This is a genomic window from Bacteroides bouchesdurhonensis (assembly GCF_900155865.1).
GTDB classification, from domain to species: Bacteria; Bacteroidota; Bacteroidia; order Bacteroidales; family Bacteroidaceae; genus Bacteroides; species Bacteroides bouchesdurhonensis.
Genome location: NZ_LT707006.1, coordinates 5,038,863 through 5,060,812 on the forward strand (window position 1 = coordinate 5,038,863; position 21,950 = coordinate 5,060,812).

The 21,950-nt window shown below is 39.8% G+C and carries 20 protein-coding genes and 1 pseudogene; 10 read left to right on the forward strand and 11 right to left on the reverse strand.

Going from position 1 to position 21,950, the window contains the following annotated elements; translation table 11 throughout:
* Window positions 1–96 precede the first annotated feature (96 nt).
* Together CZ225_RS21670 and CZ225_RS24920 are read left to right on the forward strand one after the other, a co-directional pair.
* Window positions 97–1,026, forward strand: a complete 930-nt coding sequence (locus tag CZ225_RS21670; RefSeq protein WP_077155459.1) for a sugar phosphate isomerase/epimerase family protein — start codon at window positions 97–99, stop codon at window positions 1,024–1,026.
* A 169-nt stretch (window positions 1,027–1,195) separates the two neighbouring features.
* Window positions 1,196–1,360 (forward strand): annotated as a pseudogene (locus CZ225_RS24920) (IS3 family transposase); the annotation flags it as partial.
* Between the two features lie 36 nt (window positions 1,361–1,396).
* On the opposite strand, the gene CZ225_RS21680 reads toward CZ225_RS24920, so the two are convergent.
* Window positions 1,397–2,596 carry an acetate kinase gene (locus CZ225_RS21680; RefSeq protein ID WP_077155460.1) on the reverse strand — a complete coding sequence of 400 codons (1,200 nt, stop codon included), beginning with the start codon at window positions 2,594–2,596 and terminating at the stop codon, window positions 1,397–1,399.
* A gap of 24 nt (window positions 2,597–2,620) precedes the next feature.
* The gene (pta, locus tag CZ225_RS21685; protein WP_077155461.1) at window positions 2,621–3,640 is read right to left on the reverse strand and encodes a phosphate acetyltransferase; all 1,020 of its coding nucleotides are present in this window, start codon (window positions 3,638–3,640) and stop codon (window positions 2,621–2,623) included.
* 190 nt (window positions 3,641–3,830) lie between these two features.
* On the opposite strand from pta, the gene CZ225_RS21690 reads away from it, so the two are divergent.
* Genes CZ225_RS21690 through CZ225_RS21700 form a run of 3 tightly spaced genes read left to right on the forward strand, consistent with a single transcriptional unit; the run spans window position 3,831 to window position 5,857 of the window.
* Window positions 3,831–4,193, forward strand: coding sequence for a CidA/LrgA family protein (locus CZ225_RS21690; RefSeq protein ID WP_077155462.1), 363 nt, complete (start codon window positions 3,831–3,833; stop codon window positions 4,191–4,193).
* Window positions 4,190–4,885, forward strand: a complete 696-nt coding sequence (locus CZ225_RS21695) for an LrgB family protein (protein WP_077155463.1) — start codon at window positions 4,190–4,192, stop codon at window positions 4,883–4,885. The genes CZ225_RS21690 and CZ225_RS21695 overlap by 4 nt, the downstream gene beginning before the upstream one ends.
* 54 nt (window positions 4,886–4,939) lie before the next feature.
* Window positions 4,940–5,857 carry a DUF2156 domain-containing protein gene (locus tag CZ225_RS21700; protein ID WP_077155464.1) on the forward strand — a complete coding sequence of 306 codons (918 nt, stop codon included), beginning with the start codon at window positions 4,940–4,942 and terminating at the stop codon, window positions 5,855–5,857.
* A 75-nt stretch (window positions 5,858–5,932) separates the two neighbouring features.
* Here the strand turns inward: CZ225_RS21700 and CZ225_RS21705 are convergent, their stop codons facing one another.
* A complete protein-coding gene (locus tag CZ225_RS21705) occupies window positions 5,933–6,784 on the reverse strand; it encodes a TonB family protein (RefSeq protein WP_077155465.1) in 852 nt (283 codons plus the stop codon).
* 178 nt (window positions 6,785–6,962) lie between these two features.
* Between CZ225_RS21705 and CZ225_RS21710 the strand changes: the two genes are divergently transcribed.
* Window positions 6,963–7,973 carry a GNAT family N-acetyltransferase gene (locus CZ225_RS21710; RefSeq protein WP_077155466.1) on the forward strand — a complete coding sequence of 337 codons (1,011 nt, stop codon included), beginning with the start codon at window positions 6,963–6,965 and terminating at the stop codon, window positions 7,971–7,973.
* Window positions 7,974–8,196: 223 nt separating this feature from the next.
* Here the strand turns inward: CZ225_RS21710 and CZ225_RS21715 are convergent, their stop codons facing one another.
* From CZ225_RS21715 to folP, 4 genes are all read right to left on the reverse strand, one after another.
* Window positions 8,197–9,555 (reverse strand): transposase, encoded by a 1,359-nt coding sequence (locus CZ225_RS21715; RefSeq protein WP_077155210.1) that lies wholly within the window; start codon window positions 9,553–9,555, stop codon window positions 8,197–8,199.
* Window positions 9,556–9,787: 232 nt separating this feature from the next.
* Window positions 9,788–10,669 carry an endonuclease/exonuclease/phosphatase family protein gene (locus CZ225_RS21720; RefSeq protein ID WP_159441796.1) on the reverse strand — a complete coding sequence of 294 codons (882 nt, stop codon included), beginning with the start codon at window positions 10,667–10,669 and terminating at the stop codon, window positions 9,788–9,790.
* A gap of 147 nt (window positions 10,670–10,816) precedes the next feature.
* A complete protein-coding gene (cdaA, locus tag CZ225_RS21725) occupies window positions 10,817–11,581 on the reverse strand; it encodes a diadenylate cyclase CdaA (RefSeq protein WP_077155467.1) in 765 nt (254 codons plus the stop codon).
* Between the two features lie 18 nt (window positions 11,582–11,599).
* On the reverse strand, window positions 11,600–12,451 hold the full coding sequence (folP, locus tag CZ225_RS21730) for a dihydropteroate synthase (RefSeq protein WP_200800558.1): 852 nt from the start codon (window positions 12,449–12,451) through the stop codon (window positions 11,600–11,602).
* Window positions 12,452–12,572: 121 nt separating this feature from the next.
* Here folP and CZ225_RS21735 point away from each other — a divergent pair, with 121 nt between their 5' ends.
* Window positions 12,573–13,871, forward strand: a complete 1,299-nt coding sequence (locus CZ225_RS21735) for a UDP-N-acetylmuramoyl-tripeptide--D-alanyl-D-alanine ligase (protein ID WP_077155468.1) — start codon at window positions 12,573–12,575, stop codon at window positions 13,869–13,871.
* A 9-nt stretch (window positions 13,872–13,880) separates the two neighbouring features.
* On the opposite strand, the gene CZ225_RS21740 is transcribed toward CZ225_RS21735, so the two are convergent.
* Complete coding sequence (locus tag CZ225_RS21740) at window positions 13,881–14,270, reverse strand: VanZ family protein (RefSeq protein WP_077155469.1); 390 nt, start codon at window positions 14,268–14,270, stop codon at window positions 13,881–13,883.
* 103 nt (window positions 14,271–14,373) lie between these two features.
* Here CZ225_RS21740 and CZ225_RS21745 point away from each other — a divergent pair, with 103 nt between their 5' ends.
* Window positions 14,374–15,744, forward strand: coding sequence for a sodium-dependent transporter (locus tag CZ225_RS21745; RefSeq protein WP_077155470.1), 1,371 nt, complete (start codon window positions 14,374–14,376; stop codon window positions 15,742–15,744).
* A 2-nt stretch (window positions 15,745–15,746) separates the two neighbouring features.
* Window positions 15,747–16,658, forward strand: a complete 912-nt coding sequence (locus CZ225_RS21750) for a ComEA family DNA-binding protein (RefSeq protein WP_077155471.1) — start codon at window positions 15,747–15,749, stop codon at window positions 16,656–16,658.
* Between the two features lie 181 nt (window positions 16,659–16,839).
* Here CZ225_RS21750 and CZ225_RS21755 read toward each other — a convergent pair whose 3' ends face one another.
* From CZ225_RS21755 to CZ225_RS21765, 3 genes are read right to left on the reverse strand one after another with little or no spacing between them, the layout of a single operon-like run.
* Entirely contained in the window at window positions 16,840–17,496 is a 657-nt protein-coding gene (locus CZ225_RS21755; protein WP_077155472.1) for an ABC transporter ATP-binding protein, read from the reverse strand.
* Between the two features lie 9 nt (window positions 17,497–17,505).
* Window positions 17,506–18,237 (reverse strand): tRNA threonylcarbamoyladenosine dehydratase, encoded by a 732-nt coding sequence (locus CZ225_RS21760; protein ID WP_077155473.1) that lies wholly within the window; start codon window positions 18,235–18,237, stop codon window positions 17,506–17,508.
* A complete protein-coding gene (locus tag CZ225_RS21765; protein ID WP_077155474.1) occupies window positions 18,219–20,351 on the reverse strand; it encodes a cation:proton antiporter domain-containing protein in 2,133 nt (710 codons plus the stop codon). The genes CZ225_RS21760 and CZ225_RS21765 overlap by 19 nt, the downstream gene beginning before the upstream one ends.
* A gap of 199 nt (window positions 20,352–20,550) precedes the next feature.
* On the opposite strand from CZ225_RS21765, the gene CZ225_RS21770 reads away from it, so the two are divergent.
* Window positions 20,551–21,558 (forward strand): aspartate-semialdehyde dehydrogenase, encoded by a 1,008-nt coding sequence (locus CZ225_RS21770; protein WP_077155475.1) that lies wholly within the window; start codon window positions 20,551–20,553, stop codon window positions 21,556–21,558.
* Window positions 21,559–21,950 lie beyond the last annotated feature (392 nt).

Genomic DNA, 21,950 nt, shown 5'->3' on the forward strand with positions numbered 1-21,950 from the left:
CAACAGATGGTAGACTTGTAACTTTTTAATAAAACAATAATTATGAATAGTCGATTTTTCCTTTCGTCCATATTGTATAAACAAATCAATATAACTATGAAACAAAAGATTTATTTGCAAACATTGCTATTATTCTGTTTACTTTTAATATCCGAAAGTACTCAGTCCAAATCAAAACAAGTTCCTCAACCTTTAAAAGTCGGTTACTCCATAGGAATCAACGGTATCACGGCTGAAAAAATGAAATATGCAAAAGCTGTCGGTATTACTTGTATTGAGACATCACTCAATGCTATAGTAGAAAAAGGGAAATATAGCGAAGAAGAAATCATCCGTCGTGTCAAAGCAGCCAAAGCAATCGCCGATGAAGCCGGCATTCAAATATGGTCCATCCACATGCCTTTCGGAAATGATGTGGATTTGTCTAAGGCAGATGAGAATGAACGAAAGAGTGTTGTTGAATACCATAAGTCTGTCTTAAAATATTGCCGGATCTTAAAGCCTAAAATTATTCTTTTTCACCCTAGCTTTTACCTTGGACTGAACGAAAGGGATGTCAGAATGAATCAAATGATCCAATCTGCCATCGAGCTGAATAAGGAAGTCAAAAAGATCGGAGCTAAAATGGTAATAGAGAATATGTTAGGATACGAACTTTTAAGAGACAAGAACCGGGAACGTCCACTTTGCAGAACAGTAGACGAAATGATGACAATTATGAATCGCCTTCCTAAAAACATTTATGCGGCTGTTGATATGAATCACATCAAGAACCCGGAAAAACTGATTCGCGCTTTAGGGAAACGATTAAAGTCCGTACACGTCTCGGATGGCGACGGAAAGAAAGAATGCCATTATTTTCCCTGTTCGGGTAAAGGAGAAAATAATTGGGTAGACATACTTTCTGCACTAAATGAGGTCAATTATAAAGGTCCATTCATGTACGAATCCCAATATCCGGATGTTAAGGATCTGGTTAGTTGTTACCAGACATTATACGAGCAATATATTTCAACTATTAAATAATAAATTTGACTTATCACAAGTATCATCTGCGGCTGTCTGCTATTCCCCCTTAAACTTCTTTTCAGAATTTTATAGCAGTAGCCTGCGGATGATAACCATATTTCACGATTATAAGAGAGAACTGTTCTTTTATAAATAAAATCCGAGCTACTTTACAGGGAGATTCGATTCGGCCGAAAAATTCATAAAAGCATCAGAAAAGCATATTAAATATTATAACAATAACAGAATCAAGCTCCGGTTAAAAGAAAAGAGTCCGGAACAATACCGAACCCTTTCTCAAATAAAACTATCGTTTACTGTCCAACTTTTAGGATACAGTTTAGAATTTTAACACATCTTTTTCTTGATGACAAACAGTATGTAGCAGTTATCTATCCAGAATAGCAACTGTATCTGATGCAATCAACAATTCTTCGTCTGTGGGAATAACTACGACTTTTACTTTTGAATTGGAAGTAGAAATTACAGCTTCTTCGCCATGGACTTGAGCATTTACAGTCTTATCTATTTCAATACCCATAAATTCCAAATTCTCGCAAACAGCTTCGCGACATTGTGATTGGTTTTCACCAACACCTCCTGTAAACAATATGATATCTACACCACCCAATGCAGCAGCATACGCGCCAATGTATTTCTTAATACGGTAATAGTACATCTTTTCAGCCAAAATAGCTCTGGAGTTTCCCGCTTTACAAGCAGCATCCAATTCACGCATATCACTTGAAACTCCCGATACTCCTAACACACCGCTCTTCTTGTTCAACAAGTTTGAAACGCCAGTTGTATTCAGCCCTTCCTTATCCATAATGAAAGTAACAGCACCGGCATCAATATCACCGCTACGAGTCCCCATCATCAGACCTTCCAACGGAGTTAATCCCATCGTAGTATCTATACATTTTCCGTCTTTTATCGCAGCGATAGAACCACCGTTACCAATGTGGCAAGTAATGATTTTCAATCCATCCGGTTTAACTCCCAGAAATTCACATACCCGTTGAGAAACGTAACGGTGAGAAGTTCCGTGGAAACCATAACGGCGTACACCATATTTCTCGTATAATTCGTATGGAATTGCATACAGATAAGCATAGTCAGGCATTGTCTGATGGAAAGCTGTATCAAAGACACCAATCTGCGGTATATTCGGCAAGATAGCAGCCACAGCATTCACACCCTTCAGGTTGGCGGGATTATGCAATGGAGCCAAATCATTACAAGCAGCAAATGCATCCAGCACTTCTTTTGTCAGTAACACAGACTCGCTGAAACGCTCACCTCCATGTACCATACGGTGACCTACTGCATTGATCTCATCCAACGATTTGATAGCACCATATTCAGGATTAATCAACGTATTCAGGATAAACTCTACGCCTACAGTATGTTCCGGAATGTCCTTCTCCAGAATTTTCTTTTCACCATTCGGTAAAGTCAATTTCAGGAAAGATCCTTTCAAACCTATTTTTTCGATACCACCTTGAGCGATAACCTCTTTAGTGGTCATATCAAATAACTTGTATTTAATAGATGAACTACCACAGTTCAATACCAGGATTTTCATTTTTTCGTTGATTTATGATTAAGATTATTTGTTAGCTTTTGCAGCAATAGCCTGATTAGCCGTAATTGCAATCATACGATATACATCCTCGATAGAGCAACCACGAGACAAATCGTTCACCGGACGAGCAATACCCTGAAGAATCGGTCCGATAGCATCCGCATGTCCCAAACGTTGAACCAACTTATACGAAATATTACCGACTTCCAAACTAGGTACTATCAATACATTTGCCTCTCCGGCAACCGATGATCCGGGAGCTTTGCTTACAGCCACTTCCGGTACTAAAGCAGCATCTGCCTGCATCTCACCATCCAATTCTAATGTAGGAGCCATTTCCTTAGCAAGCCTGGTCGCTTCTATCACTTTGTCTACTACTTCATGTTTCGCAGAACCCTTCGTAGAGAAACTTAATAAAGCTACTTTAGGAACTTCTATACCAGCCACTGCTTTAGCAGTCTGAGCTGTACAGATAGCAATCTGAGCCAATTGATTTGCATCAGGAACTGGGGTTACAGCAACATCTCCCATTACCAGAATGCCGTTCTTTCCACATTCAGGAGCATGAGTCAGGAGCAACATAGCACCCGAAACACATGTAATGCCCGGAGCTGTCTTAATAATCTGCAAAGCCGGACGCAATACATTACCAGTTGTGTTACGTGCACCTGCTAATTGCCCATCTGCATCACCATTTTTAATCATCAAACATCCATAAAACAGAGGATCACTCGTCAATTTACGAGCCTCTTCTATAGTCATCCCTTTCTTCTTGCGAAGTTCACACAGCAATTGTGCATACTCTTCATGTTTTGGAGAAGTCTCCGGATCAATAATGGTAGCTTTATTGATATTTCCCAATCCCCATTTTAGAGCCAACTCATTGATTTCGTCTGGCTTGCCCAATAAAATAAGATCAGCAACTTCATCTGTCAAAATCTGATTGGCAGCTTTTAGTGTACGTTCTTCTGTTCCTTCCGGAAGGACGATACGTTGGCGGTTGGCTTTCGCACGCGCCACAATTTGGTTGATTAAATTAAGCATTTATATATCTAATATGTTTTGAACTTTCGAGTTGTTTGCCTTTAGCGTCGCAAAAGTACTCAATTTTGCAACATCCACATTACAATTCAGCCTTATTTTCACCCCCAAGCCTAAATTATTATAATATTTAACACTGTACTTCTATTTTTCCTACCTTTGCACCGTTTTCAATAATCAATAGGTAATTAGTATGATACGTCAGTGCGCCATTTTATTTGGCTGTTTGGCTTTAGGTGAGTTACTCATTTATTTTACAGGCATTAAACTCCCTTCCAGCATCATAGGCATGCTGCTGCTCACCCTCTTTTTAAAATTAGGTTGGATCAAGTTGCAATGGGTACAGGGATTATCCGACTTCCTAGTCGCAAATTTAGGATTCTTTTTCGTCCCCCCCGGAGTTGCATTAATGTTGTATTTTGATGTGATTGCAGCAGAGTTTTGGCCGATAGTGGTAGCCACTATCGTTAGTACGATTCTTGTTCTTTCCATCACAGGATGGGTTCACCAAATTGTCAGGAAATCAAAAAACCACTTAACACATAAAAATCAATGAGCTTTTTAGAAAATGAGTTTTTCCTGTTGGCTATTACCTTCGGAATATTCTTCTTAGCCAAAATACTCCAGAAGAAAACAGGAATATTATTATTAAACCCTATATTACTTACCATTGCGATTCTTATCATCTTTCTAAAGATGACGAATGTGTCTTATGAAACATACAACAAAGGAGGACATCTCATTGAGTTTTGGTTACGCCCTGCCGTTGTTGCTTTAGGTGTTCCTTTATATCTTCAATTAGAAATGATAAAAAAGCAATTATTACCTATTCTCCTCTCACAACTGGCAGGTTGTATTGTCGGAGTAGTTTCCGTTGTATTAATTGCCCAATTAATGGGAGCTTCTCAAGAGGTGATTCTTTCTTTAGCTCCCAAGTCCGTAACCACTCCTATTGCAATGGAAGTAACCAAAACAATTGGTGGCATTCCTTCATTAACTGCTGCCGTCGTAGTAGCAGTGGGATTGCTTGGAGCCATATGCGGTTTCAAAACAATGAAAATCATGCATGTTGGTAGCCCGATTGCTCAAGGGCTATCGATGGGAACAGCCGCTCATGCCGTCGGAACTTCCACCGCTATGGATATCAGTAGCAAATATGGAGCTTATGCGAGTTTAGGACTCACATTAAATGGAATATTTACAGCTTTATTAACACCAACGATTCTTCATTTATTAGGAATCCTGTAAAACAAAATCGTTCCATTTTCCGTTATATTAAAGTTAAACTCAAAAAACGACCTCATGATTGCATTTAAAGACATCACGCTAGCTGATAAAGACACAATTACCGCATTCACGATGAACAGCAATCGCCGGAACTGCGATCTCTCTTTCTCCAATCTTTGTAGTTGGAGATTCTTATATGACACCCAATTTGCAGTGGTGGATAACTTTCTGGTTTTTAAATTCTGGGCCGAAGGACAACTGGCTTATATGATGCCCGTAGGAACAGGGGATTTGAAAGCTGTTCTCCGAAAATTAATAGAGGATGCACAAGAAGAAAAACAACAATTCTGCATGTTGGGAGTTTGCAGTTGTACGCGAGCTGACCTTGAAGAAATCCTACCCGGACAGTTCATCTTTACGGAAGATCGGGACTACGCCGATTATATCTATTTGAGAAGTGATCTTGCCACATTGAAAGGCAAGAAGTTCCAGGCTAAAAGAAATCACATCAACCGATTCCGCAATACTTATCCCAATTATGAATATGCGCCAATCACTCCGAACCGTATTCAAGAATGTTTAGATTTGGAAGCTGAATGGTGTAAAACGAATAATTGTGACCAACAGGAAGGAACCGGCAACGAACGCCGGGCTCTTATCTATGCGCTCCATAATTTTGAAGCCTTAGGCCTGACCGGTGGCATTCTACATGTAGATGGCAAAATAGTTGCTTTCACCTTTGGTATGCCGATCAATCACGAAACATTCGGAGTACATGTAGAAAAGGCAGATACCAATATTGATGGTGCATATGCAATGATCAATTACGAATTTGCCAATCGTATTCCCGAACAATATATTTATATCAATCGGGAAGAAGATTTAGGAATTGAAGGGTTACGCAAAGCAAAGCTGTCTTATCAGCCGGTTACTATTCTCGAAAAGTACATGGCTTGTCTGCAAGAGCACCCAATGGATATGGTGAAGTGGTAGATACTTAATAATACAAAATGCATATGTGGGACGACCCGACATATGCATTTTGTATACTTCCGATTTATATTTAAATTATTCCGCCATCAACTTTATCTCAGGAAGAGGAACTCTACACCAATATTCTTCCCACAGCGCATCTTTTCCGGGAATTACAAACGTGAACTTCACCAGATTATCATTCAGAAAATTAAACGTAATTGCATTTTTTGAACCTTCTTTAAAAAGGTTTATCGCTGACTTCTCTAACGATTCCACATAAGTATCATCCGATTCCTTGTTATAAGTTCCTTGAGCTGAAATCATTGCACCAACTTTATTATCACCTGTAAAAATATTCATGAATACACCATCAGAGGACAATATTTTCAATACGGGTTCCAGTCTTACATGATATTTATCATCCACTATTTTCAGCGAACATGACTGCCACACTCCTTCCAATGCTGTATTCTTCACTTCCTGTCCCACAGGAAACACTAATTCCGGTTTTGGTTTGGGAGCAGAACGCCCTTCTATTATACGAAAGAAAATAGGAATATTACAACGGACTTTCACCGGTTCTCCTTTTTCCATTCCCGGTGACCATTTAGGCATTTGTCTCACTACACGGAGTGCTTCGGCATCTAATGACTCTTCTACCCCCCTTACTACCTTCTCCTGAGTTATACTCCCGTCTTCCATCACTATAAACTGAACAATCACACGACCACCAATTCCGTTCTTTTGAGCTTCAGCAGGATACTGGACATTCATACTCAGATATTTCATTAGTGCATCTTGTCCACCCGGAAACTCGGGCATTTTCTCGGCTACGAAGTAGACTCCGTTCTCATCAACCTTCGGCATAGATCTTCTGTGCTGTTGTGCAGAAACGGGCAAACAACCACATAGAATTAAAATCAGGCAAAATAATTTCGTTTTCATAATATATTGATTTTAGCAAGGTGTTTCACCATGGATGCTTCAAGTATCACAAATATAACATTTTAATATCAGTAATAAAAATATAAACGCTACATAATTACTTATTGACCACAAATTATTTAGGCAACATGAAAACGAATATTTATCTTTGTTTGTTTAAACAGTAAAACGGAGCATTATGAGAGAAAAAGTAAAGGCATTATGGAAACTATGTTTCAATGATAGTGCAGCATTTATTGATATGTACTTTCAATTACGTTACACCGATGAAATAAATGTTGCCATTCAAAAAGATACGGAGGTAATCTCCGCCTTACAAATGCTTCCTTACCCGATGACTTTTTGTGGGCATATTGTGCAAACCTCTTATATTTCAGGAGCTTGCACCCATCCGGATTTACGTGGAAAAGGTACTATGCGGGAACTTCTCAGACGGGCTTTCGACCGAATGTTTCAAAATGACATTTCTTTCAGTACACTAATTCCGGCTGAACCTTGGTTATTCAATTATTACGCCCAAATGGGATATGCCCCTGTTTTCCAACGTTCGGTAGAAGAAATTCCATTGCCTTCCAATATTCCTTCTTCTGAAATAAAAATGGACTCCATATCTGATTATCAGGAAGAAGTATATCAATACCTAAATAAAAAATTGTCTGAACGGTCTTGCTGTATACAGCATACCTCTGATGATTTTCGAGTGATTATGGCCGATTTGGGTATTAGCAAAGGAATTCTGGTTATTGCCAAAAAGAAGAACGCAATCAACGGATTAGCTATTGCATATAACGCGAAAGAGAGTCTGATTATTAATGAACTATTTGCCGAAACAAATGAGATAGAAAACAGCCTATTATATTATTTGAAACAACATAGCGTTTGCAACCAGATAATCAGATTGCTGCCTCTCAATCATGAACAGCCTCAGCAATCATTCGGTATGGCAAGGATCATCAATGCCAAAGAGATTTTAAGATTATATGCTACAGCTTTTCCAAAAGAAGAAATGCAAATTGAATTAACAGACGATCAATTGTCTATAAATAACGGTTACTATCGCATACATAAAGGAAGATGTGATTATAGCTGTGAACCTTTATCCGGCATATCTATTCAAATGAATGTAAGTGAATTAACAAAGCAAATACTTCAACCATTACACCCGTTCATGAGTTTAATGTTAGATTAGGGATATTCAGTAAATGTCCCTCTTTCTTATAAATTAAGAGAACAGTTTTACTTTACGTGAGCTTTTCTCTTAATTTTTTTGTGTAAAGTCTCAAGTCTTGTATCTTTTTAATAGAATATTATTTACATATTCTTATTCTTTCTTCCCAACGGTACATTATGTATATGTCTTTTTAGGGGAAGTTAAAAACCTCTCCTCTTTTCTTCTTCTTCTTTTAGTCTGATTATGCAGCCGTTCTTTTTTTCTTTTCGACCTTTTCTATCATAGATACCGCATTGGCCGTATGTATTCCAAAGAAAATCCAAAGTATTTCCGTTTTCCTGTTTCTGGCTTTTATTCTGGCCAGTGAGTAATGTTGTTTCTGCGTTCCAAAACTTCCTTCCAGGCGGGTAGCCCTTTCACGGCTGAGTTCCGACCGTAAGATTTTCCGAAGTGGCTCATCTTTGGCAGCTCTTCCCTTACGCTTAAAGGAAGTACTTATATGATATTTAGTACAAAATTTCCGGTTGGCATTATTAGCATAGATTGAATCCGCTGCAAGCGCCTTAACCCTGACCTTGGTCAGTTGTTGTTGCAAATGAATACAGTCTTTCAAACGTACTCCTTCGTTAAAAGCCTTAAAGGAGATATGTTCTATGAAGGAGATTCCATCTATCTGTATATTGTTGACCTTGGCTCCGAACTCAACGGATTTGGTTTCCTTGCCCCTGACAATGGGGCGAAGGTAATGCCGGTCGATACTCACGATACGGTTGGACACTTTTTTGCCTGCAAATAAATTCTTCCCTTGCTCAAGGACCGTCTGTATGACCGAGAAACGCCTTTGGTAATCAGAGGATAGTGTAAGCCTGTGCCTGTAGGATGAATGAAGCTGCTCCAGCTGGTCCAGTAGCTTTTCCAATAACTGAAGTAGCCTGCGTTTAATCATACGGGTCTGTGATTTCCTGCGTTTACGCAGTTTACTGTAAGCAAGGTAGGCACGGCTTACATCAAGATACTTGTTACGGGGACGTTGTATGTGCAATGTACGGCAATGTTTGCACAGATGGCGATGAAGCCATACAATACCTTCCCATAAGAGTTTGACATCAGTAGGAAAGCGCAAATGACTTTCATAACAGGTGGCATCGGTCATACAGACATGAAGGTTCTCAAGATAAGGTTTCCAATGCTCAGCCAGAATAAGCTGGAGGGACTCAATATCAAGGCGGTCCGCTACTTCCTGACGAATCGCACTGACGATTTTAGGATTGGTCAGTGGATGAAGAGGATCAATCTGAACACCACAAAATAACTGGTAATGAATATTACCGTTTAAATGCTCAATCAGTTGTGCATCGGAAAAGTTGGTATAGGACTTCAGGACCATCAAGGCTATTTTACCTTCGGGAGAAAAATAACTTTTACGACCCAAAGCAGAGGACTTCAAATGCATTTGCCGGGCCAGTTCCGAGAAAGGAAACAGAGCATGGAGGCGACCTAATTCGCTCGTTGCAAAACTTTGACGATATTTTTTTAGCATATCGAACTCGGTAAAACCTAAACAAGGTTCGATTTCGGATATTTTTTGTATCTTTACCATGTCTTTTTAGTTTAGATTACCCCCGTTTTGGCCGTCAAACCGTTTTTTGGGGGGAATGCTTAAAGATACAAAAAAGGCAACTAACTCGCAATGAATTAGTTGCCTTAAATTTTATTATTTTACGAATATCCCTAGATTAGTCATTCAAGCAACATTTTACTACTGATTGTAATACATTTCGCTTGCGAAGTAGTACCAGAAATCGGATTTTAGCATATTCTATGGAAAAGAATTACTCAGCTATCTTTATTGCCACTCTGCTTGTCACAGGAAAATGATCAGAAGGGTAACGTCCCTGATTATATGAATCATCTAAAGCTTTGTAATCCAGCACACGAAAGTGAGAACTAATAAAAATATAATCTATACGGCTCACTGCCTTTCCTTCGAATACTCCCCCTGGGAATCCAGTTTCTACCGGACCGACTGGTGCCGTTTTCGTAACACGATAAGCATCCTTCAAAAGAGTCAGAATCTTTTGTATTTGTGTAGTAGAATCAGTTGAATTATAATCTCCGGTACAAATCACAGGAGAATCTCCGGCTATTTCCCGTATCTTATTTACCAACACAGTACCTGAATTTGCCTTGGCAGTGACATACCGCCAATAGAAATGAGAATTAAAGAAATAAAACTCTTTTCCTGTTGTTTTCTCTCTAAACTTAATCCAGTTACAAATTCGTTGATCCGTAGCATCCCATCCGATACTGGGGACATCAGGAGTTTCACTATACCAAAACGTGCCACTGTCCAACACATCAAACATAGAAAACTTATAGAATGTAGCACAATTGTGCAAATTCCCATCACGTCCTCCATAAGGATGAGCTACATACGAATATGTAGATAACAAGGTATCTAGATCGCTCAACTGAGAAGCATTTCCTTCCTGTGTTCCTACAATATCAAAATCATGGGATTTGATTAATTCTGAGAGTGGCTTCTTACGAATATCCCAACCATTTCCTATTTTTTCATCATTAGCAGCTGCATAACGGATATTATAAGAGGCTACACGAAATTTTAACCATTTTTCATTCTTATCTTTTCGAAAAACGGAGGATTTGGATGTTTGAGTACAACCATTCTTTACAGCAAATACTTTCTCAGTCACTATACTACACGTAATAAAACAAAAAGAAAAAATAAAAACCTGTACATTTTTTAATAGTTTCATTGTAATCATAATATCCCTTTATATTCTTAATTTTCTACTTTATTACAAGATTTCTTCCAGCAATGTTATCTTCAAAGAGCAACTTCAACTTTCTTTTGTAAGCAGACTCTCCAATTCCTCTGCATTCAAACGAAGATAGAACTGCCCCCGATAAGCAACGGAAATAGCCCCTGTTTCTTCAGAAACAATAATAGCATGTGCATCCGATTGCTGAGAAATCCCCATAGCCGCACGATGGCGTAATCCTAATTCTTTAGGAATATTCAAATCATGGGATACCGGCAAAATACATCCGGCTGCTTTAATGCGTTTTTTACTGATCACCATTGCCCCATCATGCAAAGGGCTATTCTTGAAGAATATATTTTCAATCAGACGTTGATTAATTGCTGTATCAATAATTTCGCCCGTACGAATAACCTCATCTAAAGGGGTATTATGTTCAATTACAATCAATGCCCCCTCTTTTTGTTTTCCCATACTGAGGCAAGCCATCACCACAGGCATAATATCATCATGTTGCAACGCTTCCTTTTTAGAACCACTGAAAAAACGAGCCAAAGCACTGACATGCCGATGAGAACCTAAAGTCAATAAGAATCGACGTATTTCATCTTGAAAGAGAACAATCAAAGCGATTACCCCCACGTTCATTAACGTATCGAAAATAGAGCCCAGTAGTTTCATCTCCAAGACCTGAGTCACTACCAACCAAATCAAGATAAAAACCAAAATACCGGTAAAAATCTTGATGGAACCGGACGCTTTCATCAATTTGTATGTATAATACAACAAGAGAGCAACCAGAAAAATATCAATAAAATCTTTTATACTAAACTCTAACACTATAACTACAAGTATTATAAATTACCAATTCTTCAACTTTCCCACAATCCGGACAGTTTCTACTGCTTCACGAACATCATGCACCCGCAAAATGTTTGCTCCCTTCATCAATGCAACCGTATCCAATACAGTAGTACCATTCAATGAATCCTGAGGAGTACCCCCCAATAATTTGTATATCATTGACTTCCGGGAAATTCCTACCAACAAAGGTAACTCAAAAATACGGAATTCTTCGAGATGTGCCATCAATTCATAATTATGTTCCAATGTTTTTCCGAAACCGAATCCCGGATCAAGTATGATATCTTTCATACCCAAATCCCGGAGTTGCTGCACTTTACGGGCAAAATACATAAAAACATCTTTAATCAGATTCTCATAATGAGGCTCCTTCTGCATGTTTTGCGGAGTACCCTGCATATGCATCATCACATAAGGGACTCCCAGACGGGCTACAGTCTCAAACATTCGCTCGTCCAACTCACCGGCGGATATATCATTCACAATAGCCACGCCAAACTCTTTTACACATTGCTCTGCAACGTCCGCACGAAAAGTATCTACAGAGATGATTGCATCCGGATAAATTCGGTTGATAATTTCCAACCCGGTGCGAAGCCGTCTCATTTCTTCTTCTGCCGAAATATGTTCAGCTTTGGAACGCGATGAATAAGCTCCAATATCAATAATAGATGCACCTTCATCAATGATCTGACGGGCTCTGGCTGTTATTTCTTCTTCTGTTTGCATCCGGCTCCCGGAATAAAAAGAATCGGGAGTCACATTCAAAATCCCCATCACTTGCGGGGTAGCCAGGTCTAGCAAATGTCCATTTACATTTATATAAATAGGAGAAGTAGGATTCATCATCGATTGTATTCCAATTAGATCGTTGCAAATGTATAGAAAAAAAGCAAGTATTCACATTAAAATTGAGAAATAAATCCGAAAGAATAGTCTATCTTTGCAGCATTTAAAAAAGGATCAGGATATGAAGCTTTCTGCGCTTTACCAGATTTTTCTGGATTGTCAATCTGTGACCACCGACAGCCGAAACTGTCCGAAAGGGTCATTGTTTATCGCCTTGAAAGGTGAATCATTCAACGGAAATGCTTTTGCCGGAAAAGCTTTGGAAACCGGATGTGCGTTTGCCGTTATCGACGAAGACGAATTTGTCGTGAAAGATGATGAACGATATATACTTGTAGATGACTGTTTACAAACTCTGCAACAACTCGCCAATTACCACCGCCGCCAATTAGGTACGCGGGTAATCGGAATTACCGGGACCAACGGCAAGACTACTACTAAAGAATTAATTTCTGCGGTACTGTCTCAATCATACAAGATACTGTATACGCTGGGGAATCTGAACAACCATATCGGCGTCCCCCTTACATTGCTTCGTCTGAAAGCCGAGCATGACCTCGCTGTTATTGAAATGGGTGCCAGCCATCCCGGAGATATCAAAGAGTTAGTTGATATTGCGGAGCCGGATTATGGTCTCATCACCAATGTCGGGAAAGCCCATTTGGAAGGATTCGGTTCTTTCGAAGGAGTCATTAAAACCAAAGGTGAATTATATGATTTCTTACGTGAAAAAGAAGCTTCTACTATTTTCATTCATCATGATAATCCCTATTTAATGAAGATTGCTTACGGATTAAAGCAAATAACATACGGCAGTCAGGAAGGTTTATACGTGAATGGACATGTGACCGGAAATTCTCCATATCTTGCTTTTGAGTGGAAAGCCGGGCAAGAAGGTGTACGACACGAAGTAGAAACCCAACTTATCGGCGAATATAACTTCCCCAATGCGTTAGCTGCTATTACTATCGGTTATTTCTTTGGAGTAGAACCCGAGAAGATTGACAAAGCCTTAACCGAATATACGCCTCAAAACAATCGGTCGCAACTAAAGAAAACAGAAAATAATACCCTTATTATAGATGCCTACAATGCCAATCCAACTAGTATGATGGCTGCTTTGGAAAATTTCCGGAACATGACTGTCTCCCATAAAATGCTTATATTAGGAGATATGCGTGAATTGGGGGCTGAAGGTCCGGCAGAACACCAAAGGATAGTGGATTACATCAAAGAATGTAATTTTGAAAAAGTATGGCTTGTAGGAGATCAGTTTGCAGCCGCACAACACTCTTTTAAAACTTATGCAAATGCAGGGGAAGTAATAGAAGAAATAAAAAATAAGGAACCTAATGGATATACCATCCTAATCAAAGGATCTAATGGAATTAAACTTAATACAGTGGTGGATTATTTATAATCCACCATTTTATTTTCTCATCATCCTCGGTCTGACTACAAAATACGCAATCAAACTGGCCAACACAGCTCCAGTGGTATTAGCGGCAAAATCCAACCAATCCCCTCCTCTATAATCGGTACAATATTCCTGAAGTAATTCTACACAGCCACTAAAAAGTACAGGACACAGGAATGCGCCAACCCATGCGTGCCACAATGGAGTATTATCCCTACGATGTGCGCGCAGAAACTCTAGCCACAACATCCCGGACATACCGAAGTACATACAAAGATGCACTAGCTTATCAAGATTAGGAATCTCGTTCAAATCCGTCTGAGGAGGTTTAAAGAACGACAGATAAATCACTGCCAGAATAATAACAAGAGAAATTGGATATTTCTTAATATAAGATAGCATATCTAAATAAAATTACAGATTTCGTGCAAATATACGTATCATTTTCTATATTTGCATTCTATAATGTGTATTTTATAACGATTTGTAAGATAAAACAAGATTTATGGCAAAAAATGATAGAGCGAACTTCGGCAGTAAATTAGGTGTCATACTCGCTTCCGCGGGATCGGCAGTAGGATTAGGTAACATCTGGCGATTCCCTTACGAAACAGGAAATCATGGAGGAGCTGCTTTTATTCTGATCTATTTGGGATGTATCCTGCTTCTGGGACTTCCCATCATGATCGCTGAGTTCCTTATCGGAAGACGTTCAAGAGCCAATACAGCCCGAGCCTATCAAAAATTAGCACCCGGTACCCGGTGGCGTTGGGTAGGTCGTATGGGAGTTCTGGCAGGATTTCTGATTCTTAGTTACTATTCTGTAGTAGCCGGATGGACACTTGAATATATCTTCGAAGCCGCAACCAACGGATTCTCCGGAAAAACGTCGAGTGAATTTATCTCTTCGTTCGAGCAGTTTTCCAGCAATCCATGGAGACCTGTTTTATGGTTGGTTCTCTTTTTATTGGCAACTCATTTTATCATTGTAAAAGGCGTGGAAAAAGGGATTGAGAAATCATCTAAAATTATGATGCCTACCCTGTTCATCATTATATTAATATTAGTGATCTGTTCCGTAACCCTTCCTGGAGCAGGTGCAGGTATAGAATTTCTGTTGAAACCCGACTTTAGTAAGGTAAATGGAAATGTATTTTTAGGAGCTATGGGACAGGCTTTCTTTTCCCTCAGCCTGGGAATGGGTTGTCTTTGTACTTATGCCTCTTATTTCAGTAAAGAAACAAACCTTACCAAAACAGCTTTCAGCGTCGGAATCATTGATACATTTGTAGCCATATTAGCCGGATTCATTATTTTCCCTGCCGCTTTTTCTGTTGGCATACAACCCGATTCAGGTCCGAGCCTCATCTTTATTACACTTCCTAATGTATTCCAGCAGGCATTTAGTGGGATACCGGTACTAGCTTATATATTCTCTGTCATGTTCTATGTATTACTTGCGATGGCAGCATTGACCTCTACAATCTCTTTGCATGAAGTAGTAACTGCCTATCTGCATGAGGAGTTCAAATTTAGTCGTGGAAAAGCAGCCAGATTTGTAACCGGAGGATGTATCTGTCTCGGAGTTATCTGTTCATTGTCGCTCGGAGTCATGAAAGGATTCACCATCTTCGGATTAAATATGTTCAACCTCTTCGACTTTGTTACAGCTAAGATCATGTTACCTCTCGGTGGTTTCTTCATCTCTCTCTTTACCGGTTGGTATCTGGACAAGAAAATCGTGTGGTCGGAGATTACAAATGATGGTACTCTTAAAGTCCCAATCTATAAACTGATTATCTTTATACTTAAATATATTGCTCCGATCGCCATATCACTGATATTTATCAATGAACTGGGATTGATCAAACTATAATAATGTGGAAAGACTTTTTTTATTTTACTAAAACAGAACGACAAGGCATTATCGTCCTTGTCGTTCTTATTATTGGGGTATTTGCCATTCCCCAACTCTATCAATTATTTTCTCCCGCTGAAGAGTACCATCCGGAAGAAGAAAAATTTGAAAAGGAATATGATGAATTTATAGCTTCGCTCAAAGAAGTAAGGCGCAGTATTAAGTACACTAAAAAGCCTACTCTTCCCTATCCCAAAAGAGAAATCAAACTTTCGGTATTTGATCCCAATACCGCAGACTCTATCACTTTCTTAACTCTCGGTCTACCATCGTGGATGACTAAGAACATTTTACATTATCGGGAAAGGCAAGGTAAGTTCCGTCGTCCCGAAGATTTTCGAAAAATATATGGGCTGACAGAAGAACAGTATCAAACACTTCTTCCCTATATCCAGATTACTGAAAAGGTGATTCCCAAAGATACCACTCAACTACTCACAATACAAAAGGTACAAAGAGACACATTATTCAAATACCAGTCGGGGACAATCATCGACCTTAATCAGGCAGACACCACCGAACTCAAGAAAATTCCGGGAATTGGGAGCAGTATTGCCCGGATGATTGTAAACTATCGCAATCGTTTAGGTTTTTTCTACCGGATAGAGCAATTGCAGGATATTCACCTGAAAGTAGAGAGGCTCCGTCCGTGGTTCTCCATCGATACAGCCTATATACACCGCATCAATATCAATAAAGCGAGTGTAGAACAGCTGATGCACCATCCATATATCAATTACTACCAAGCCAAAGCCATCGCTGAACACAGAAAGAAAAAAGGAACTTTAAAAAGTTTGAAAGAACTAGCATTATATGAAGAGTTCACTCCGGCAGATTTTGAGCGGCTTTCCCCTTATATTTGTCTGAATTAATAAAAAAAAGATGCATTCTCATCACACCAGATAAGAATGCATCACACACAAACAAAACAAACACTCTACTATCATCTTCACAGACTTCCGTAGAGAAGCGATATAAAGATATAGCTAAAAGATAAAACAGCCATCATCCTCTAGCCATTTGGTATAGCTTTTTAGAAGTTTGGTTCTTTAATTAAACTTTTTTAATTATGCCATCCACCATATTGACCGTTCTGTCGGTGATCTTCGACAGATTTTCATCATGAGTAACAATCACAAAAGTTTGTCCTAAACGTTCCCTCAAGTCGAAAAACAACTGGTGTAATTCTTCTTTATTATGAGTATCCAGACTTCCCGAAGGTTCATCGGCCAGAATCACCGCAGGATGATTAATCAAAGCCCTTGCCACAGCTACCCGTTGTTTCTCTCCACCAGACAATTCATTCGGTTTATGAGAAGCACGCTCAGTCAGTCCCATGAACTCTAATATTTCCAAAGCACGTTCATTGGCCTCTTTAGACGAAACGCCTGCTATGAAAGCCGGAATCATCACATTCTCCAAAGCCGTAAACTCCGGCAAAAGCTGATGGAACTGAAATACAAAACCGATATTCTTATTACGGAAAGCAGAGAGTTCCTTCTCTTTCATCCGGCTCACTACCGTACCATCAAATTCAACAGTACCCGCATCCGGCTCATCCAGCGTTCCCATAATTTGCAATAAAGTCGTCTTACCGGCTCCACTAGGTCCTACAATACTGACAATCTCCCCTTTATTAATCTCAAGGTCGATTCCTTTTAATACTTGTAACGAACCAAAACTTTTGGTTATTCCTTCTAATCTTATCATAATAACCTTCTATAATCGTTTAATAACATATTCTGCCAGATAACATCCAAATACCGCCGGCATATAACTCACCGTCCCACAGGTGGACTTCTTATTCTGCTCGTCATCCGTCAGCCATACAGCTTTCGGATCCGCCTGTTCCGTACTGAATACTACAGGTAATTTACGTTTCATTCCCATTTTCTGCAATCTTTTTCGAACGGCTTTGCTCAATCCACAATGATAAGTCTCCCAAAGATCGGCAAAACGGACCTGTGTAATATCGCTTTTTGCTCCGGCACCCATGCTCGAAACAATTTTAATACGACGTTTCATTGCCTCAAATATCAGAAAACATTTCGGGCTAATAGTATCGATTGCATCAACAATAAAATCAAACTTTGTAGAATCCAACAGTTCCGGAATATTTTCATCTTTCAGATATACAGGCATTACCACCAACTCTATCTCCGGATTAATATCTTTATACCTTGTTGCAAGCACCTCCGCTTTCGACATACCCAATGTAGAGTGCATGGCAGGTAATTGGCGATTCATATTAGTCGGCTGTACAGTATCCGCATCCACAATCGTCATCCGTCCCACTCCCGCACGACAAAGCATTTCAGCAGCATAAGCCCCTACTCCACCCAAGCCTACGACCAACACATGCGACTCCCGGATGCGTCTCATTTTATCTTCTCCCAACAGGAGTTCTGTCCGTTGTTGCCAGTTCTCTTCCATCAACTTTTCTTTAACCATTTATAGAACCATTTGCCTACCTTATCATAATGTTGTGATTCATTATATCCGCGCGGATCAGAGAACGAAACAATCTCCTGCGGTTCTCCAAACTGATCCGGATACAAGATAATCAAACTATTATTGGCGAAATATTTCCCAAGTTGTCCCGGCAGACGTTCAAAAGAAGGATCATAAGAAATGGAACCGCGACGAGCACTAATTACAACCAACAAATGATCATAATTCACCTGTCCTGTCAATAACAGCAGGTCATCCCATTCTTCCAATATCGAAAATTCAGTCGGCGTGCCGTTATGTCTCTTTTTCACCAATTGCTGCAAACGCATTAAAGTATGTTCATTGGCAAAGAAATGTACCCGACATCCCAGCATACTTCCCATCCGGCAGAAATGTTCTACCCATTTCTGAAATCCGGTTTCATATTCCGCTTTCGGCGGTACTGCAATATTGATACGGCGAAGTGTATTCACCGGCATCAAGAACTTTGCAATCATCACTTCCCGATGCGTACCTTTCAACAGATTCTCCGCCAGATTTCCAAAGAAGGAATCGACTATATTAGCTTTCCGGTGCAGCCCGATAACAACATCGGTAGCTTCATATTCTTTTATAGTATGTATAATTCCCGAAGCAATATTTAAATCATAGCGGCTCACCATCGTCACCGGTACGTCTGCTGCCGCAGCAATCATAGCCGCTTTTTCAAGATTACGTTTTCCTTGCAATTCTTTATTCTCGGAACTGTTATTGTCATTAATCACATTCAGTGCTATCAGTCCATTTTTTTGTTTGGCATCCTTTATAACTAAAGCCAAGTTTATCAGGTCCTCAATCGTTTCAGGATTGGCAACCGGAATAAGAATCTGTTCCTGCAATTTCTTTTCGCTTTCTTCTTCCTGAGCACTTTCATCAATGGCAAAACGACGGGCGGCACGTTCGGTTACCAGAGAACTGATAATGCATGTAAATAATATCATAACAACCGTACCGTTCAGCACATCATCATTCAGCAGCCGTTCCCCGTTCTCCATAATAATTTCATGTCCAATCAGTACCGCAGCCAATGTAGCCGCCGCTTGTGCATTGCTCAGTCCGAACATCATGCTCCGTTCGTTAGGTTGCATATGATAAATCTTCTGAGTAAGCCATGCAGCCAACCATTTACTAATGGTAGCAACAATTGTCATAACTAACGCTACTTTCAATGCTTCTCCTCCCATAAAAAGGCTACGGATATCGATAATCATTCCCACTCCAATCAGAAAATAAGGAATAAATAAGGCGTTTCCTACAAACTCCAACCGGTTCATCAGCGGAGAGACATGTGGAATCAAGCGGTTCAGGACAAGACCAGCCAGGAATGCTCCGAGAATCCCTTCCATTCCCACAAACTCCATCAGACCGCCTCCCAGAAAGACCATTGCCAGCACAAACACAAATTGCATCACACTGTCATCATACTTCCGGAAAAACCAGCGGCCGATACGTGGGAAGAAAAATATAATCAAGAAACCCAGAAAGGCAACTTTCACCACCAACAGCACCCAAAACATACCGTCAATGGTACCTTTATACATTCCACCGATCACAGCAAGAATTATCAAAGCAAGTGTAACGGTCACAGCAGTACCACCAATCGTAATATTGACACAGCGAAGTCGGGAAAGCCCGTATCTACTAATAATAGGATAAGCAATCAACGTATGGGAAGCATACATACTAGCCAATAAAACGGCTGTAGTAAAGCCATAACCGAGAAAACTCATGCTACTCCATACGCCAAGCAGCATCGGGATAACGAAAGTAAACAAACCGAAGACAACACCTTTCGTCCGGTTTTTCTTGAAATCTTCCATATCCATTTCCAATCCGGCAAGAAACATGATATAATAGAGTCCCACTTTTCCAAACAGTTCGAAACTACTATCACGATCCAAGATATGGAAACCATGTTCGCCAATCAAGACACCAGCCAAAATCATTCCGATAATATGAGGAATATGCAGACGTCCCAGAATCATTGGCGCAAAAAGAATGATTATTAATACAAGGAAAAACACCCAGGTCGGGTCAGTGATCGGTATGGTTAAATCAAAATCAAATAGATTCATACGTCCATGGTTTTAGGATTTTACTGCAAAGGAACAAAAAAGTTCGCACACCTCCAATTCATACAGAAAGAGAATACATAATAATTCTTTAAATAAAATGCCGTTTATATGGCAAAATGTTATAATTTTGCAGCCAATTCTTTACTATTCGGCAGAATAGGGAGATAATCCGATTATTCACATTTAACAAAAGAAAAAGATGAAAGTAGCTATTGTTGGCGTAAGCGGAGCCGTAGGACAGGAATTCCTGCGCGTGCTCGATGAAAGAAACTTCCCGTTGGACGAGTTAGTTTTGTTCGGTTCTAAACGTAGTGCCAGAACAACTTATACTTTCCGCGGTAAACAGATCGAGGTCAAACTCTTACAACACAACGATGACTTTAAAGGTGTAGACATTGCTTTCACTTCCGCCGGTGCAGGAACATCCAAAGAGTTCGAAAAGACCATCACCCAATACGGTGCCGTGATGATTGATAACTCTAGTGCTTTCCGTATGGACGCCGATGTACCTTTGGTAGTGCCTGAAGTGAATGCCGCCGACGCATTGGAGCGTCCACGTGGCGTCATTGCCAACCCGAACTGTACAACTATCCAAATGGTAGTTGCACTGAAAGCCATCGAACAGCTTTCCCATATAAAAACGGTACACGTTTCTACTTACCAGGCTGCCAGCGGTGCAGGTGCCGCTGCCATGGACGAACTGTACGAACAATATCGTCAGGTATTGGCTAACGAACCTGTTACTGTAGAGAAATTCGCCTATCAACTGGCCTTCAACCTGATCCCTCAGATTGATGTGTTTACTGAAAACGGTTATACCAAAGAAGAGATGAAGATGTTTAACGAAACTCGTAAGATTATGCACTCTGATATCAGAGTCAGTGCTACTTGCGTTCGCGTCCCGGCATTACGTGCTCACTCCGAAAGTATCTGGGTGGAAACTGAACGTCCGGTCTCTGTAGAAGAAGCTCGTGAAGCATTCGCAAAAGGTGAAGGTTTGGTTCTTCAGGATAATCCGGCTGAGAAAGAATATCCGATGCCTTTATTCCTTGCAGGTAAAGATCCTGTTTATGTAGGACGTATCCGCCAAGATCTGACTAACGAAAACGGATTGACTTTCTGGATTGTAGGTGACCAGATTAAGAAAGGTGCCGCACTGAATGCGGTACAGATTGCCGAGTACCTGATTAAAGTGAAGAACGTATAATAGAAGAAACCTAAGACTTAAATAATTTGTCGGCTTGCATTGTGAAATTATTTACAATGTAAGCCGATTTTGATTTTGGGACATAAAAAAAAGAGTGACGGTATATGCACTCAACAAATTACCCATAATACCTTCTTATTTTACTGTAGAAACGCCTGTCAAATTCCCCAAAAATGAAAAATAAATAGGAGTAATTCAAAAAAAACTTCGATGAAATGGGCTATTTTTAGCAAAAAACGATGTTGGTCCGAAATGACCAGCCATTTTATTTGCTTTAATTACCCAAACTCCTTATCTTGCGGCATCGAAACACACAAATATTCTTGTATCTTTCGGATGGCTCAATTTTATAAATTACTTTATCTAATATAAAAACACCATTTTTACAAAGC

Excerpts from the sequence above, each read along its gene's own strand:
- CZ225_RS21670 (WP_077155459.1), top strand. The coding sequence starts at position 97 with ATGAAACAAAAGATTTATTTGCAAACATTGCTATTATTCTGTTTACTT.
- CZ225_RS21680 (WP_077155460.1), bottom strand. The coding sequence starts at position 2,596 with ATGAAAATCCTGGTATTGAACTGTGGTAGTTCATCTATTAAATACAAG.
- pta (WP_077155461.1), bottom strand. The coding sequence starts at position 3,640 with ATGCTTAATTTAATCAACCAAATTGTGGCGCGTGCGAAAGCCAACCGC.
- CZ225_RS21690 (WP_077155462.1), top strand. The coding sequence starts at position 3,831 with ATGATACGTCAGTGCGCCATTTTATTTGGCTGTTTGGCTTTAGGTGAG.
- CZ225_RS21695 (WP_077155463.1), top strand. The coding sequence starts at position 4,190 with ATGAGCTTTTTAGAAAATGAGTTTTTCCTGTTGGCTATTACCTTCGGA.
- CZ225_RS21700 (WP_077155464.1), top strand. The coding sequence starts at position 4,940 with ATGATTGCATTTAAAGACATCACGCTAGCTGATAAAGACACAATTACC.
- CZ225_RS21705 (WP_077155465.1), bottom strand. The coding sequence starts at position 6,784 with ATGAAAACGAAATTATTTTGCCTGATTTTAATTCTATGTGGTTGTTTG.
- CZ225_RS21710 (WP_077155466.1), top strand. The coding sequence starts at position 6,963 with ATGAGAGAAAAAGTAAAGGCATTATGGAAACTATGTTTCAATGATAGT.
- CZ225_RS21715 (WP_077155210.1), bottom strand. The coding sequence starts at position 9,555 with ATGGTAAAGATACAAAAAATATCCGAAATCGAACCTTGTTTAGGTTTT.
- folP (WP_200800558.1), bottom strand. The coding sequence starts at position 12,451 with ATGATGAATCCTACTTCTCCTATTTATATAAATGTAAATGGACATTTG.
- CZ225_RS21735 (WP_077155468.1), top strand. The coding sequence starts at position 12,573 with ATGAAGCTTTCTGCGCTTTACCAGATTTTTCTGGATTGTCAATCTGTG.
- CZ225_RS21740 (WP_077155469.1), bottom strand. The coding sequence starts at position 14,270 with ATGCTATCTTATATTAAGAAATATCCAATTTCTCTTGTTATTATTCTG.
- CZ225_RS21745 (WP_077155470.1), top strand. The coding sequence starts at position 14,374 with ATGGCAAAAAATGATAGAGCGAACTTCGGCAGTAAATTAGGTGTCATA.
- CZ225_RS21750 (WP_077155471.1), top strand. The coding sequence starts at position 15,747 with ATGTGGAAAGACTTTTTTTATTTTACTAAAACAGAACGACAAGGCATT.
- CZ225_RS21755 (WP_077155472.1), bottom strand. The coding sequence starts at position 17,496 with ATGATAAGATTAGAAGGAATAACCAAAAGTTTTGGTTCGTTACAAGTA.
- CZ225_RS21760 (WP_077155473.1), bottom strand. The coding sequence starts at position 18,237 with ATGGTTAAAGAAAAGTTGATGGAAGAGAACTGGCAACAACGGACAGAA.
- CZ225_RS21765 (WP_077155474.1), bottom strand. The coding sequence starts at position 20,351 with ATGAATCTATTTGATTTTGATTTAACCATACCGATCACTGACCCGACC.
- CZ225_RS21770 (WP_077155475.1), top strand. The coding sequence starts at position 20,551 with ATGAAAGTAGCTATTGTTGGCGTAAGCGGAGCCGTAGGACAGGAATTC.